The 13,091-nt window shown below is 55.5% G+C and carries 13 protein-coding genes and 1 pseudogene; 10 read left to right on the top strand and 4 right to left on the bottom strand.

Features of this window, described 5'->3' with window-relative positions; all coding sequences use genetic code 11:
- Positions 1 to 256 precede the first annotated feature (256 nt).
- A pseudogene (locus AC221Y_RS12200) lies at positions 257 to 565 on the top strand (transposase); the annotation flags it as partial.
- Positions 566 to 606: 41 nt separating this feature from the next.
- Here AC221Y_RS12200 and AC221Y_RS12195 read toward each other — a convergent pair.
- On the bottom strand, positions 607 to 1,398 hold the full coding sequence (locus AC221Y_RS12195) for an ABC transporter permease (protein WP_486707409.1): 792 nt from the start codon (positions 1,396 to 1,398) through the stop codon (positions 607 to 609).
- Entirely contained in the window at positions 1,395 to 2,114 is a 720-nt protein-coding gene (locus tag AC221Y_RS12190) for an ABC transporter ATP-binding protein (protein WP_486707410.1), read from the bottom strand. The genes AC221Y_RS12195 and AC221Y_RS12190 overlap by 4 nt, the downstream gene beginning before the upstream one ends.
- Before the next feature lie 510 nt (positions 2,115 to 2,624).
- Here AC221Y_RS12190 and pqqB point away from each other — a divergent pair.
- From pqqB to AC221Y_RS12160, 6 genes are all read left to right on the top strand, one after another.
- Complete coding sequence (pqqB, locus tag AC221Y_RS12185) at positions 2,625 to 3,515, top strand: pyrroloquinoline quinone biosynthesis protein PqqB (protein ID WP_486707408.1); 891 nt, start codon at positions 2,625 to 2,627, stop codon at positions 3,513 to 3,515.
- On the top strand, positions 3,512 to 4,258 hold the full coding sequence (gene pqqC, locus AC221Y_RS12180) for a pyrroloquinoline-quinone synthase PqqC (protein WP_486707407.1): 747 nt from the start codon (positions 3,512 to 3,514) through the stop codon (positions 4,256 to 4,258). Before pqqB ends, pqqC begins: the two co-directional genes overlap by 4 nt.
- Positions 4,255 to 4,533: a pyrroloquinoline quinone biosynthesis peptide chaperone PqqD gene (gene pqqD / locus AC221Y_RS12175; protein ID WP_486707406.1), complete on the top strand. Its 279-nt coding sequence runs from the start codon at positions 4,255 to 4,257 to the stop codon at positions 4,531 to 4,533. The genes pqqC and pqqD overlap by 4 nt, the downstream gene beginning before the upstream one ends.
- Positions 4,526 to 5,605, top strand: coding sequence for a pyrroloquinoline quinone biosynthesis protein PqqE (gene pqqE / locus AC221Y_RS12170; RefSeq protein WP_486707405.1), 1,080 nt, complete (start codon positions 4,526 to 4,528; stop codon positions 5,603 to 5,605). The genes pqqD and pqqE overlap by 8 nt, the downstream gene beginning before the upstream one ends.
- Positions 5,606 to 6,265: 660 nt before the next feature.
- Entirely contained in the window at positions 6,266 to 6,688 is a 423-nt protein-coding gene (locus AC221Y_RS12165; protein WP_486707404.1) for a cupredoxin domain-containing protein, read from the top strand.
- Positions 6,685 to 7,596 carry an ankyrin repeat domain-containing protein gene (locus tag AC221Y_RS12160; protein WP_486707403.1) on the top strand — a complete coding sequence of 304 codons (912 nt, stop codon included), beginning with the start codon at positions 6,685 to 6,687 and terminating at the stop codon, positions 7,594 to 7,596. The genes AC221Y_RS12165 and AC221Y_RS12160 overlap by 4 nt, the downstream gene beginning before the upstream one ends.
- 1 nt (position 7,597) lies before the next feature.
- On the opposite strand, the gene AC221Y_RS12155 is transcribed toward AC221Y_RS12160, so the two are convergent.
- Both AC221Y_RS12155 and AC221Y_RS12150 read right to left on the bottom strand, forming a co-directional pair.
- Positions 7,598 to 8,170 (bottom strand): c-type cytochrome, encoded by a 573-nt coding sequence (locus tag AC221Y_RS12155; RefSeq protein ID WP_486707402.1) that lies wholly within the window; start codon positions 8,168 to 8,170, stop codon positions 7,598 to 7,600.
- Positions 8,171 to 8,238: 68 nt separating this feature from the next.
- On the bottom strand, positions 8,239 to 9,939 hold the full coding sequence (locus tag AC221Y_RS12150) for an outer membrane protein assembly factor BamB family protein (RefSeq protein WP_486707401.1): 1,701 nt from the start codon (positions 9,937 to 9,939) through the stop codon (positions 8,239 to 8,241).
- A gap of 82 nt (positions 9,940 to 10,021) precedes the next feature.
- On the opposite strand from AC221Y_RS12150, the gene AC221Y_RS12145 reads away from it, so the two are divergent.
- The 3 genes from AC221Y_RS12145 to AC221Y_RS12135 all read left to right on the top strand — a co-directional run bounded on the left by AC221Y_RS12145 (position 10,022) and on the right by AC221Y_RS12135 (position 12,970).
- On the top strand, positions 10,022 to 11,023 hold the full coding sequence (locus AC221Y_RS12145) for a PQQ-dependent catabolism-associated beta-propeller protein (RefSeq protein WP_486707400.1): 1,002 nt from the start codon (positions 10,022 to 10,024) through the stop codon (positions 11,021 to 11,023).
- Positions 11,013 to 12,170: a type 1 periplasmic-binding domain-containing protein gene (locus AC221Y_RS12140; RefSeq protein WP_486707399.1), complete on the top strand. Its 1,158-nt coding sequence runs from the start codon at positions 11,013 to 11,015 to the stop codon at positions 12,168 to 12,170. The genes AC221Y_RS12145 and AC221Y_RS12140 overlap by 11 nt, the downstream gene beginning before the upstream one ends.
- Before the next feature lie 80 nt (positions 12,171 to 12,250).
- On the top strand, positions 12,251 to 12,970 hold the full coding sequence (locus tag AC221Y_RS12135) for a M48 family metallopeptidase (protein ID WP_486707398.1): 720 nt from the start codon (positions 12,251 to 12,253) through the stop codon (positions 12,968 to 12,970).
- The last annotated feature ends 121 nt before the right edge of the window (positions 12,971 to 13,091 follow it).

The following is a 13,091-nucleotide window of genomic DNA, read 5'->3' as shown; positions in this document are numbered from 1 at the left end:
GGATGACGAGCGCGGAGGCGACCTGTTCTGAGCAGATTGAGACGGAAAGCTTCGATCTTTTTGCACATGTAGCAAAGTTGTCAAAGCGCTTACGTCACTAAAAACCGCCTAAAAGACCGCCTAAAAGACCGCGTTAAACTTCGCGGTCTTTTTGCATGAGCATTATTTTCAGAAATATCCAAAATTTAGGGGCTTGAGGTGCCCCTAGCTTTGTCGACGCTTTGCTTGGTAAATTTGGAACCAAGGAGAGACGGATATGAGTAAGGGAATTCGGTTTACGGATGAGTTCAAGCGGGACGCTGTGGCGCAGGTCGTCGAGCGTGGCTATGCGGTCAGTGAGGTTGCGGAACAGACCGCTGAGATCAAGCGGCTGAAGCGGGAACTGGCGAGAGTGACCGAGGAACGCACAATCTTAAACTGAGGAGGGGCAGCAAACAGTCCGGGGGGCTGTTTGTCCGACGAAGGCAGCCGCGGACGTCGCGCGCGAGTCTCAGTGAACTACGCGTTCATTAAGGCTCACCGTGGAGAGTTTTCGATGCGGTCGATGTGTCGCGTGCTGGCTGTGCATTTCAGCTGGCAGGGATCGGTTCAGACGCAACCGGAATTTCAACCCCGGCGGGACATGCCACTCCGGCTGGGTGCGTAGCTATAGATTGCAGCGGCAGTGAATATAGAACCCGCCAACACGGTCCAGCCAAAGGCAGATGCGTTGAACTCGGAATAGAGGGCGAAGCGGATCAGCTCGACTGCATGAGTAAAAGGATTGAGCGCACAGATGTCTCGGAGAAGTCTGGAAGACTCTGCCATTTTCCACAGAGGGTAGAGGGCTGAGGACAGAAAGAACATTGGGAAGATCACAAAATTCATGATGCCGGCAAAATTCTCTAATTGTCTTACCAAGCCCGATAGCAGCAATCCAAGAGACCCAAGCATCAGCCCGGCAACAACCAGCGCAGGCAAAACCGCGACATAGCCCCACAACGGCAACGTAATACCAAACGCAGCGGTAACCGCGAGAAAGGTGTAGACCTGAACAATGGAAATTATCGTGGCCGCTACAAGCTTGCAAAAGAGCAACCACCACCGCGGCAGCGGCGAGGTCAGCAGCAGTTTCATTGACCCCATCTCACGATCATAGACCAAGCTAAGTGAAGACTGCATACCATTGAACAGCATCACCATCCCGCAGAGCCCGGGTACGATATAAACTTCATAGCTAATGTAGGTCTCGTAGGGTGGAATGATGCTAAGCCCTAAAGACGCGCGAAACCCTGCGGCAAAAACCAGCAGCCAGAGCAATGGTCGAACGAGTGCTGCGACGAAGCGTTCGCGCTGGTGGATGAACCGCAATGCCTCACGCGTTACAATTGCCCGGAGTGCGACGAGGTAGAGCCTCATGCGACCCTTGCGCCTGTTACATTAAGGAACATGTCCTGTAGCGTCAGCTCACCACTGATCTTGCCTGCCATGCCCGAATTGATAACCCTGGCCTGATGCAGAAGTACGATGTGGTCTTCGGCCTTGATCTCATCCGTCAAATGAGTAGCCCAGAGCACGGTTGCGCCCTCGTCTGCGAGACCGTGCACATGCTCGGTTATGTCTCGCCTTGATGCCGGATCAAGTCCCGCCGTCGGCTCGTCCAATAGAAGCACTGTCGGTTCTGGCACCAGAGCGCGAGCAATCTCCGCACGCCGCCGGTGACCTCCGTTGAGGTTTCGCGCTTTCTCGCCAGCGCGCGCGAACATATCAAGTCGGTCAAGGCAAGCATCTATTCGGCGTAGTGCTTCGGCGCCGGACAGGCCGTGCAGCGCTGCAAAGTATTTCAAATTCTGTCGAACCGTCAGATCAAGATCCAGAGTTGGCTGCTGAAAGACGATGCCGAGGCGCGAAAGGGCTTGCCTTGGGCTGCTTCCGAGATCGTGACCGGCAATCTCTATCTTCCCTGTGCGCCCTGTGAACAACCTGGTCAGCAGATTGAAAAGTGTGGTTTTCCCCGCGCCATTCGGCCCCAGCAATGCGCAGAAAGTACCCTCTGATACCTCGAAGCTTACGTTATCAAGTGCTTTACGGGCACCATAACTGTAATTGACATCTGAGACCCTGAGACCAATCATTTGATGATATTTTCCGGACACTTGACTTCTCCAGCACAGCGTAGGGCTTTCATGTAGCGACTGCGAGGCCAATTTTTGAAAAAACCTGTTCGCATACGCTTCTTGGTTGAATTGCGTTTCGCCGATCGGCAGGGTCGGAACAACATATTTTGACAGCCTTCCGTTCGTTGTCAAAGTCAAAGATAAATCAGCTCGAAGCGTATCCTTTTGCAGGGTTTTTGACTGCGACAACACGCCAAGGTTTGAATGGCGCGCTGAAATTTTCTCCGGCACAGCGCATGATCCCGGCACCGATACATCGGACTGGCAAATTTCCGGGCACTTACAGATCATTCGAACCTGCGGTGAAATAATAGCACCGTGGCAGGAAATGAGGATCATAAGCCCTTGAGTAAAGGAGACACGAATGGTTTGATCCTCTGTAATCAAGTTAGCAAAGATGATCGTGGCGGCAAAGACGCGTGATCTACAGACGGGGACGGCCTGCGGCCGTTGTGTTGGTGTCTTGGAATGAGACTAATTGTACTTGGCGCGGGTGCGGGCGGCGGTTTGCCGCAATGGAACTGCGGTTGTGACAACTGCCGGGACGCCCGGGCGGGTAAACTGCCTGCGATGACACAGTCGTCCGTGGCGGTGTCTGCAGATGGCGAAAGCTGGGTTCTGCTGAATGCCTCGCCAGATATCGCGATACAGCTGCAGCGAACACCCTCACTCTGGCCGAGATCGCTGCGCGACACACCTATCGGCGCGGTGGTTCTGACCAATGGCGATATCGACCACATCGCGGGGCTTCTTACTTTGCGTGAAAAAACACCTTTCACCGTTTATGCAACCTCCAGCGGAATGGATATTCTGATCGCGAACTCCGTGTTCAACGTCTTAGATGCCAAGCTGGTGGCACGACGGACAATTGTCCTTGAGGAGACATTCGAACCGGTTCCTGGTGTTGAAGTCACGGCATTTTCGGTTCCGGGGAAGGTGGCTCTTTTTCTTGAAGATGAGGCCACGCTGGATCTCGAAGCGATCGGAGAGCAGACCATTGGCCTTTTGCTGGAAGTGAATGGCAAGCGCGCGGCCTATATCCCGGGATGCGCAGCGCTGCCTGACTGGTTGCTGGAACGGCTGGACGCGCTGGACCTGCTGCTTTTCGACGGTACGGTATGGGATAACGACGATATGCTCCGCACCCGGACAGGGCAGAAGACAGGCGCACGCATGGGGCATGTCGCGCTGAATGGTGCTGATGGGAGGCTGGAACGCCTCAGTGGTCTTTCGGCACGCAGGGTTTTCGTGCACATTTACAACACCAACGCAATTTTGCAGCGTGACAGCACCGAACGGGCACAGGTCATAGCGAAAGGGTGGGACATCGGCTTTGATGGAATGGAGATTGCACTATGAACACGGTGGCAGCGGGCCGGGATGAATTCGAGGCGCGCCTCCGCCAAATCGGAGAAGAGCGCTACCACGACAAACATCCCTTTCATCACTTGCTTCATTCAGGAGGGTGCACTCCAGATCAAGTGCGTGCTTGGGTGATCAACCGCTATTACTACCAGTCTCGTATTCCGATGAAGGACGCGGCCTTTCTTTCGCGTGTAAGTGATCCTGCACTCAGGCGCAGCTGGCGCCGTCGCATCGAAGACCATGATGGAACGGAGGAAGAAACAGGCGGAATTCACCGATGGCTGAAATTGGCAGAGGGCGTTGGGCTTGATCCGCAGTATGTTTCATCGGCGCAGGGTGTGTTGCCAGCTACGCGTTTCGCCGTGGATGCCTATGTACGCTTTGTGCGGGAAGAGCCGATGTTGCCTGCGGTGGCCTCGTCGCTGACGGAGCTTTTTGCTCCCAAAATTCACAAGGACCGGATTGAGGGCCTGCTCAAGCACTATGATTTTGCCAATTCGGATACGATATCCTACTTTCAGCACCGGCTGACCGAAGCCCCGCGTGACGTTGCCTTCGGCCTGAGTTGGGTGCTTGACCATGCGGTGACACAGGAACAGCAGGATGCAGCGGCTAACGCGCTGATCTTCAAGACTGAAGTGCTTTGGTCTCAACTGGATGCGTTGTATTACGCCTATGTTTCGCCGGGATGGATACCACCCGGCGCCTGGCAACCCGGCGACGGGTTATTGCGATGAAAAGTGACGATGTACCAATTTTGCCGAGAGGCGTGCGACGGCATTTTGACAAGGTGCGCGGCGTGCCGGTGCTGCTGGGGCCCGAGCGCGTGCTGATGCTTGACGATATCGGATGTGCGATTCTAGAATATGTGGATGGCACGATGAGCATCGATCAGATTTCAACGACACTGGCCGACATTTACGATGCGCCAAAAGATGACATTGAAGCCGATGTCTCGGCGTTCCTCACCGACCTTGCAAACAAGAAACTTTTGGAACGCGTTGATGGTTAATCCCCCGATCGCCATGCTTGCCGAACTTACGCACCGCTGTCCGCTGGCATGCCCCTATTGTTCCAACCCGCAGGAACTGACGGAAAGGAACAGTGAACTCTCTACAGCCGAGTGGACGGAAATTTTTCGGCAAGCTGCCGAACTTGGTGTGCTGCAACTGCATTTATCAGGAGGTGAGCCCGCCGCGCGCACGGATATAGTGGAACTTGTGGCCGCAGCCCAAAAGGCTGGACTTTATACAAATCTTATCACTTCGGGCATTGGCCTCACACGGCAGAGGCTCGAGGCGATGGAAAAAGCTGGACTGGATCATATTCAGTTATCAGTGCAAGGCGTTAATGCGCGCATGGCAGACCGCATTGGCGGCTACAAGGGCGGTTTCGACCGTAAAATGCATGTTGCCGCTCAAATTTCTGAAATGGGCTTGCCGCTTACACTGAACGCGGTAATGCACCGTGAGAACCTTGATGATCTGCCTGCAACGATCGATATGGCCCAGCGATTGGGCGCACGCAGGATTGAAGTTGCCTGTGTGCAATTTCAGGGCTGGGCGCTGAAAAATCGCGCAGCATTGCAGCCCGACCGAGATCAGGTCGACCTTGCGAAACGAGTTGTCAGGGAAGCGCGTGAGCGCTTGAAAGGCGCTCTCGTGATTGATTTTGTCCCACCGGATTACTATTCTGACTTTCCCAAGGCCTGTATGAATGGCTGGGGTTCGACAGGTGTTAACATCACGCCAAACGGCACAGTTTTGCCCTGCCATGCCGCAGAGACGATACCCGGGCTAACTTTCGCAAAAGTAACCGAAGTCTCGTTAAAAGACATCTGGTACGACGGCGAAGCCTTTAACGCGTATCGAGGCACGGATTGGATGCCCGAACTATGTCAAACCTGCGACCGGCGAGATGTGGATTTTGCAGGATGCCGATGTCAGGCGATGGCCATTCTGAACGATGCTACCGCCACTGATCCTGTTTGCCGAAAATCTTCGGGACGAGCTGTGCTTGACGCGCTGCTGGAAAGGGAAGTGAGTCCGAATATTGTTCCCGATTTGATTTATCGAAAATTTTAGCTCCTGTTCTCACAGACAAATGGAAAACAGGTGGTTCACCAGGAAAACCATTTGGGAGGGCTCAATCTTGCGCGTCTCCATCCGAAGAGGACTCCGAGCAAAATATAGAAATAACGCTTGAGGATTGTGTGTCGGCCGCAGGGCGCTGAGCCCTGCAAGAATGATTTTAGTATCCACGCCGTGGAGCAAACCCTCCGACTTCAACAACCACCGCCCGCATTCAAGCCTCGCTGGCATGACACCTGCAGAATATGTTAACCGGTCAAAGGAAGACCTGAACCTGAACAGGCCAACCTATAATAGCGGACTCTCAGGGGAGCATGTCATGACCGTTCGCGGCAAAGGTCCAATGCGAACACTCGGCCACGTAAGGTTTGCTGGCGCATCTACCTCCTCTTTCAGCCAAGTCCAGTAGCATCCGATAAGGCAGTTTTCTTGATCGAGTGGTGGCGAGAAATCGACGGCTGGCGTTGCCCGTGCCGTCTTTGGCGGCGTGATCGCAAGCAAAAGCAATGGCAGTATGGCAAAGCGAAAGATTCTCAGGACGCAAGAGATGAATTGTTTCAGCTCCGTGTCAAAGCTGCACGAAGATTGCTTTGCCGCTTTGGTCAGTGGTAGCCTGACATCGAAACAATACCTTCAGAAGGTGGGGACGCGGAAATGAAGAATACAGCCATGACTGCATTCAGTTTTCTTGTTATGTCCTGTGTTGTAAGTTCCGTCGCAGCCGCAGGGGACCCTACCCGTCGGGCGACGCGGCTGGAGCCGCTCGCCCTCGTCGCCGCCAGCGGTTTTTCCAAAAAGCGATACGAGGCCGAGACAGGCGTCTATTACCGCTGGCGCATAGAGGCTGATGGTCTGGAAGAATACAAATTCCTCGCACCCGGCCTCTTCCGTGAAAGCTGGATCGACCAGGTTGTCATCGAAGATAAGGAAGTCAAACCTTTTGGCCTGCATGCAATTGAATTCGACGACGACGGTGAGATCGACATTTGGTTTATTCCCCAAAGGCCAGGCGAATACGAGTTCTACGTCGAGGGGCTTCGGACACAGGGTTTCAGCGGAATTTTTGTTGTAAAATGAGAAAATCCGCCTCTCTCGCCGTCGCGTTCCTCGTCTTGACAACTGCTTCCGCGGGCGCTCAGTCCGTTACCAAGGTTTGCGAGGCCCTGGAATTTCGTATCACCCAGTCTCCTGCGAACCTTGAAGGACGGGTGCTGCACGAGGCACTATTCGAGGCTGCAGCGCTGGACTGCCCGCAAACGGCGCTTATGCTGCTTGAAAAAGGCGCTTCCGTTGCTGCCCGAAACCGGTTCGGAGGAACGCCGCTCAACGCGGCTGCAGCGCGTGGCGCGACCGAAGTCGTATCAATGTTGCTTGAACGCGGGGCTGTGCTCGATCATCCGAATCTCGGAGGGACAACGCCACTATTGGCTGCGGTGGAAGCGGGCCGGAGGCGCATGGTCACGAAGTTGATTGATGCCGGGTCGGACGTGAATCACGCCAACCGCGAAGGTGTCACGCCGGTTATCGCGGCTGCCTTCGAGGGCGATTTGCGAATGCTCGCTGATTTGCTGGAAGCGGGCGGAGACCCCGGTGCGGTAGACCGCCACGGCAAGGGGGCACTGATTTATGCATCTGGTCGCGCTTTCCCCAGAATTGTCAAACGTCTACTGGAAACCGGCGCCGATGCAGACAAGGTTTGGGGCCATAATCTGACGGCGCTAATGTGGGCTGCTGGCTACGCAAACGACGCGCCGACGGCGGATGCTATCAAAGTCGCGAGGCTTTTGATCGAGGCTGGCGCCGGGATCGACCGGACAGACGACCGCGGCCGAAGCGCCCTTATGATCGCGGCGGAGCGCGGTCACGCGCAAATGGTGGCCTTTCTGCTCGAAGCCGGTGCGGATGCGGGCATAACGGACAAAGCGGGGCAAACTGCCGCCGATTTGGCAGCAGATGATGCAACGGCCGCATTGCTTAATCGATGAGTTAATGTGCGTCCAACGTGGCGAGGTAGCGCGACAATGCGTCAATAGTTTCGTCGTCCAGTTGCTTCATCGTGCTGATCTTGTCCGGTGCGTTCATGCGAGCTTCGTTCTTGAAATCCAGCATTGTCTTCTTGAGATAATCGACCTGCTGACCCGCAAGGCGCGGGATCCGGCTGTCGCCCTGCCACTTGCCATGGCACGCGCTGCATTGCCCCCCCGTTATCCCCTTTTGGGCTAGTTGAGGATCACCATCCTTCGTCTCGGCGGGAATGGCTGGCCAAGGCTGTGCTGCGATATGTTCAGCCAGAAGCTTGGCCTGATCGCGGTCATATTCCGCAGCGATCGGAGACATTATCTCATTGTCACGCCGACCCGCTGCATAGTCGCGAAGCTGTGTGTAAATGTAAAAATATTCCTGTCCCCAGATCACCGGGTACTCAGGATCGACGGGCACTCCGGCCTCCCCGTGACAAGTCATGCAAAGCGCGATCTCATCCTCAAGGACGAAATTGTCCATTGCAAGAGCGGGAATGGCAGCGAATGACAGCGCAAGTACGCTGAGCAGGAATTTCATGATAGCGTCTCCGTTCGAAATAAGGGCGGGCCGATAGGCCCGCCCTTTTTTGAGTTTCAGATTATTTCTCAGTCAGCAAGCGTAAAGGCGATGATGTTATTGCCACGCTTGAAGTTGAGCTGAGCGTTACCGCCGGCGGCTACGACAATGTACTGTTCACCCTCGACCGTATAGCTCGACGGAGGAGCGTTGACGCCAGCACCCGCCTGGAAGCGCCAAAGCTCGGAGCCGTTGGAGCTGTCATAGGCTTTGAACAGACCATTGCCCTCGCCCGAGAAAAGCAGGCCACCGGCTGTTGCCAGGACGCCGCCGATCATCGGTTGCTGGGTGCGTACTTTCCACGCAATCTTGCCGGTATCGTAATTGACTGCGGTGACGTTGCCCCATTGCTCTTCGTCCGGAATGACATCGAACGAGCCACCCAGCCAGAGCTTACCTTCCGGATAGGGCGTCGAGCGCACTGTGTAGGTCATCGGTTGGTGCAGGTTAATCGCATATGTGAGCCTGTGGTTCGGATCTATTGCCATCGGCGACCATTCTACGCCGCCGTTCGCACCGGGAAGCATTCGAGCGCCATCAGCCGTCGGCAGGACCCACATGTTCTCTTGCGGAACCATTGCTTCGGAGAAACGCAGCATCGAGCAGTCTTCCGCGTCGTGAATATATACGTGGCCTGTCTTTCCGGCATGAAGGATGCCCTTTCGATCATTGCCCTCATTGTCTTTGACGGCCGTGATGATCGGCGGCGAAACTGCGTCGAGATCCCAAACATCATGCGCGATGTACTGGAAGTGACAAACATACTCACCCGTATCCAGATCCACCGCGACAAGACTGTCCGTATAGAGGTTGTCGCCCGGACGAAGCGATCCGTCTAGGTCGGGTGATGGGTTGCCAACGACGAAATAGATGCGCCGCGTTTCCAAATCTACTGCAGGGTTTTGCCAGACGCCGCCACCGAGAGTTTCATAGGGATCACCCATTTTCTCTAACGCGGCCTTTTCGGCGTCAATATCGCGGAGCATGTCTCGGCCCGTGGCGTCGTGCGTCGCCCAGACCCCGACCGAGTTCTCGGGGACCGTGTGGAAAGTCCAGATCAGTTCGCCGGTCTCGGTGTCGAAGGCTTTAACGAAGCCTCGGATGCCATACTCCCCTCCATTCGTGCCGATCAGAACCATGTTTTCAACGACGGAAGGTGCCATCGTCTCAGAATATCCAAGTTCCGCTTCCGCGATCTGGGTTTCCCAGAGTTGCTTGCCGGTCTTGGCGTCAAGGGCCACCAGCTTGGCGTCGAGGGTTCCCATGAACACCTTGCCGCCCGATACCGCTACACCGCGGTTGTTCGGGCCGCAGCAGTAGGTCGTGATCGGACCCATTGCGTGCTTGTGATGCCAAATCTGCTCGCCCGTCCGTGCGTTTAGCGCATAGACATGGTTGAAGGCAGTCGTAACGTACATGACGCCATTCACCACGATAGGCGAGGTTTCCATCGTATCGACGACCTCGGTCTGGAAAATCCAGGCCGGCCGAAGGTTCTTTACGTTCTCGGTATTGATCTGCGTCGCGGGATAATACCTCGTCTGCTCGTAGTTGTGATTCGTGTGGAGGAAGTTGTTGCCATCTCCAGCAGCACGGTCGAGCATATCCTGTGTAACATGTTGCATGTCTCCGTAGAGGGTGCTTGCCGAAGTTTCTTCCTGCGCGCTGGCCGCGCCCAGACTGATTGATGCCGCAATACCGATTGCGGCCATTACTGACAAAGTCTTCATACCGTCTCCTCCCAAGGTGAGTATTGTCGAAACTTTATTTTAGCCTATCATATCCGCATCGAGGCAAAAGGAGTAGAAAATTTTGACGACGCCTGATCTGAGCAAGTTGTCGTACACTCTACGCGCCTTGTTAATGGCTTGCGCATTCGCCCTCGTTTCGAGTGAGGTTCTAGCGCAGTCAGGTAATGCCATCGTCACTAATGAACGCGGTGATACGCTGTCGATTCTGTCTCCCGAACTGGAGGTAATTCGAACGGTCGATACCTGCGCGCGGCCACGTGGTGTCCATTTCAATGCAGATCGATCATCGTTCTTCGTCGGCTGTGCCGATGACGATATGATCGCGATCTACGACAGTGATACGCTGGAATTGACCGGTCGTATACGCGGCGTGCCTGCACCCGAGACCTTCGACCTTCACCCTGACGGACGACGTCTGATTGTCTCCAATGAAGAGGACGCCGCAGCATCGGTTTATGATGTCGAAACAGGGGAGCTCCTTGCTGAGTATCTGACCGGAGAGGAACCGGAGGGAGTGCAAGTCACGTCGGACGGACGGCTGGTTTTCGTGGCCTCTGAGGCCGCGAACCTGATCCATGTCATTGATCTGGAGGCCAACGACGTGATCGCTGACATTCTGGTCGATACGCGCCCGCGGCGCTTTGCGCTGACACCGGATGAGACCGAGCTTTGGGTCTCTGCCGAACTGGCTGGCATCGTTAACATAATCGACGTTGCGTCTCTTAAGCTGGACGGAGATATACAATTCTTGCCGACCGGCTTTCGGTCCGAAGAAGTGACACCGGTGGACCTGCTCATAACCCAAGATGGTCAGCGTGCTTATGTAGCGCTTGGTCGCGCCAACCACGTTGCGGTTGTGAATGTGCCCAAAAGGGAGGTCATTGCCTATGTGCTCGTCGGAAGGCGGGCCTGGGGTCTGGAACTCACCTCGGACGAAAAACGGCTTTACGTGGCAAATGGTCTTTCCGACGACGTGACTGTGATCGATACGGAGGCGCTTAAAGCGATCGCTTCAATCCCCGTGGGTCGCGTACCATACGACATCCTGATCGATGATCGGTAGGGTCCTTGCACTTCTGCTTCTTTTGACCTCGGGCGCTTCTGCGCAGGAGGTCGTTCGGGTCGTGTACCTTGGGATTGAGGGTGACCTTCGCTACGAGCCGCAAAGGCTTTACACCGGCCTGTTGCTGCGGGACCGGCATCGCCCACTGGATGGGGCCAGGCTCGGGTTTCGGGACTCACGTGTGCTGGGCCGCTCTCTCGGGGTCAGTTTCGAGCTCGAAGAGGTTTTAGCGACACAAGAGAACCTTGAGGATGCTCTTCGCGCTGTGCATGAAACGGATCCGCTGGCGATATTACTGGACCTGCCGCTTGAAGCGATGGAGAAGGCGCTGGCCGACGCGCGCCAGAACGACCTTCTGTTCAATATCCGGGACGGGTCGAACCGCTGGCGCGCTGAGAACTGCGCAACAAACCTTTTCCACACGCCTCCATCTCGGGCAATGTTGAGCGATGCGCTGGCCCAACATCTGCGGGCAAGGGGCTGGACAGATGTTCTACTTCTTTCGGGACCAACAGAGGAAGATGCGAAACAGGTTGAAAACGTGCGCCGGTCCGCCGCGAAGTTCGGCCTTCGGATCGCGCAAGAGATATCATTCGAACAGACGAACGACCCGAGACGCCGCGACCGGAGCAACATAGCGTTGCTTACCGGCGGTGTGCGCCATGACGTGATCTGGCTCGTCGACGACTACGGTGATTTCGGCCGGTTCGTGCCCTACGCGACCTATGATGCGAGGCCCGTGGTCGGATCCGAGGGCTTGAGGCCGGTCGCTTGGCACTGGACCTTCGAACGTTTCGGCGCACCACAGCTGAACCAACGGTTCCGTCGCCTTGCCGGGCGCGATATGGCTTCCGAGGACTGGGCGGCTTGGGTGGCAGTCAAGAGCATCGTGGAAGCCGTGACCAAGGCTGGTACGTCCGAGCGCACTGCGGTTGGCCAAGCGTTGAGGTATCCGAATTTGTACGTTGACCTTTATAAGGGCGTGCGCGGAAGTATCCGTGACTGGGACGGACAATTGCGCCAGCCGATCCTGCTCGCAACCGATAATGCGGTCATTAACGTCGCGCCGATAGATGGCTTTGAACACCAATTGGACACGCTGGATACGCTGGGAGTGGACCGGTCGGAAAGCGCTTGCCGACCATGAGGCATTGTCTGAAGAAACTGGCTTGAGGCGGGCAGGGCGGTTTCGTAGCCTCGTCGGAAATCAACAACTGAAGAATCAAAGTGAATACTGAGTTTGCGGAGATCGGCGGCATCGACGTTGAGATCGTGCGCAAGAAGATCAAGAATCTGCATATATGTTGCTATCCGCCCGAGGGTCGGGTCAGGGTCGCCGCCCCGGAGAATATAAGTGCCGACGCGATCAGGTTCGCCGTCTTGACGAGGATGTCGTGGATAAGACGTAAACAGGCACAATTCCTCAGTCAGGAACGTCAACCTCCGCGTCGCTATATCTCTGGGGAAACTCACTTCCTATTCGGTCGACCGTTGAGGCTTGAAGTTCAGGAGTGGGACAAGAAAGTTCACCGTATCTCCCGGTTGGGCAACAATAAGCTAATGCTGAACGCCCCCGTGGGCAGCGAGGCGGACCAATTACGCCGATGGATGAACGCTTGGCTGAAGGCTGAACTTAGGAAAATGGCCGCGCCGCGCATCGAATCTTGGGCCATACGTCTGAATGTTTTCCCGCAAAAGTGGGGTATCCGCCCGATGAAAACCAAGTGGGGTAGTTGCAATCCCGACAAGGGCATCATTTGGCTGAATTCGGAACTCGCAAAAAAGCCGGAGCGGATGATCGACTACGTGATCGTGCATGAACACGCACATCTTATTTTCCCCACTCATGATAATAAATTCACTCAGGTCTTGGATGGTGAGCTGCCACGTTGGAGAGGCATCCGCCGCGAGTTAAATGAACTCCCGCTTGCCGTTTGGGTGGACTGAGGTCATCAAGAAATCAGGAAGGCCAGATCGACCAAACTTGCGGCCTTTTCATGCTGCGCTTCACATCGGTGTTCGATGGCGCTGCTCCAGAAGTGTGTCCGGGGTGGCACCTGTGTCGGAG

The organism is Boseongicola sp. (genome assembly GCF_057460485.1).
Note: the sequence above shows the minus strand (reverse complement) of the source record. Positions and strands in the feature narration are given on the sequence as shown.

Bases quoted from the DNA above. Each gene is read 5' to 3' on its own strand.
- AC221Y_RS12195 (WP_486707409.1), bottom strand. From the start codon at position 1,398: ATGAGGCTCTACCTCGTCGCACTCCGGGCAATTGTAACGCGTGAGGCA.
- AC221Y_RS12190 (WP_486707410.1), bottom strand. From the start codon at position 2,114: ATGATTGGTCTCAGGGTCTCAGATGTCAATTACAGTTATGGTGCCCGT.
- pqqB (WP_486707408.1), top strand. From the start codon at position 2,625: ATGAGACTAATTGTACTTGGCGCGGGTGCGGGCGGCGGTTTGCCGCAA.
- pqqC (WP_486707407.1), top strand. From the start codon at position 3,512: ATGAACACGGTGGCAGCGGGCCGGGATGAATTCGAGGCGCGCCTCCGC.
- pqqD (WP_486707406.1), top strand. From the start codon at position 4,255: ATGAAAAGTGACGATGTACCAATTTTGCCGAGAGGCGTGCGACGGCAT.
- pqqE (WP_486707405.1), top strand. From the start codon at position 4,526: ATGGTTAATCCCCCGATCGCCATGCTTGCCGAACTTACGCACCGCTGT.
- AC221Y_RS12165 (WP_486707404.1), top strand. From the start codon at position 6,266: ATGAAGAATACAGCCATGACTGCATTCAGTTTTCTTGTTATGTCCTGT.
- AC221Y_RS12160 (WP_486707403.1), top strand. From the start codon at position 6,685: ATGAGAAAATCCGCCTCTCTCGCCGTCGCGTTCCTCGTCTTGACAACT.
- AC221Y_RS12155 (WP_486707402.1), bottom strand. From the start codon at position 8,170: ATGAAATTCCTGCTCAGCGTACTTGCGCTGTCATTCGCTGCCATTCCC.
- AC221Y_RS12150 (WP_486707401.1), bottom strand. From the start codon at position 9,939: ATGAAGACTTTGTCAGTAATGGCCGCAATCGGTATTGCGGCATCAATC.
- AC221Y_RS12140 (WP_486707399.1), top strand. From the start codon at position 11,013: ATGATCGGTAGGGTCCTTGCACTTCTGCTTCTTTTGACCTCGGGCGCT.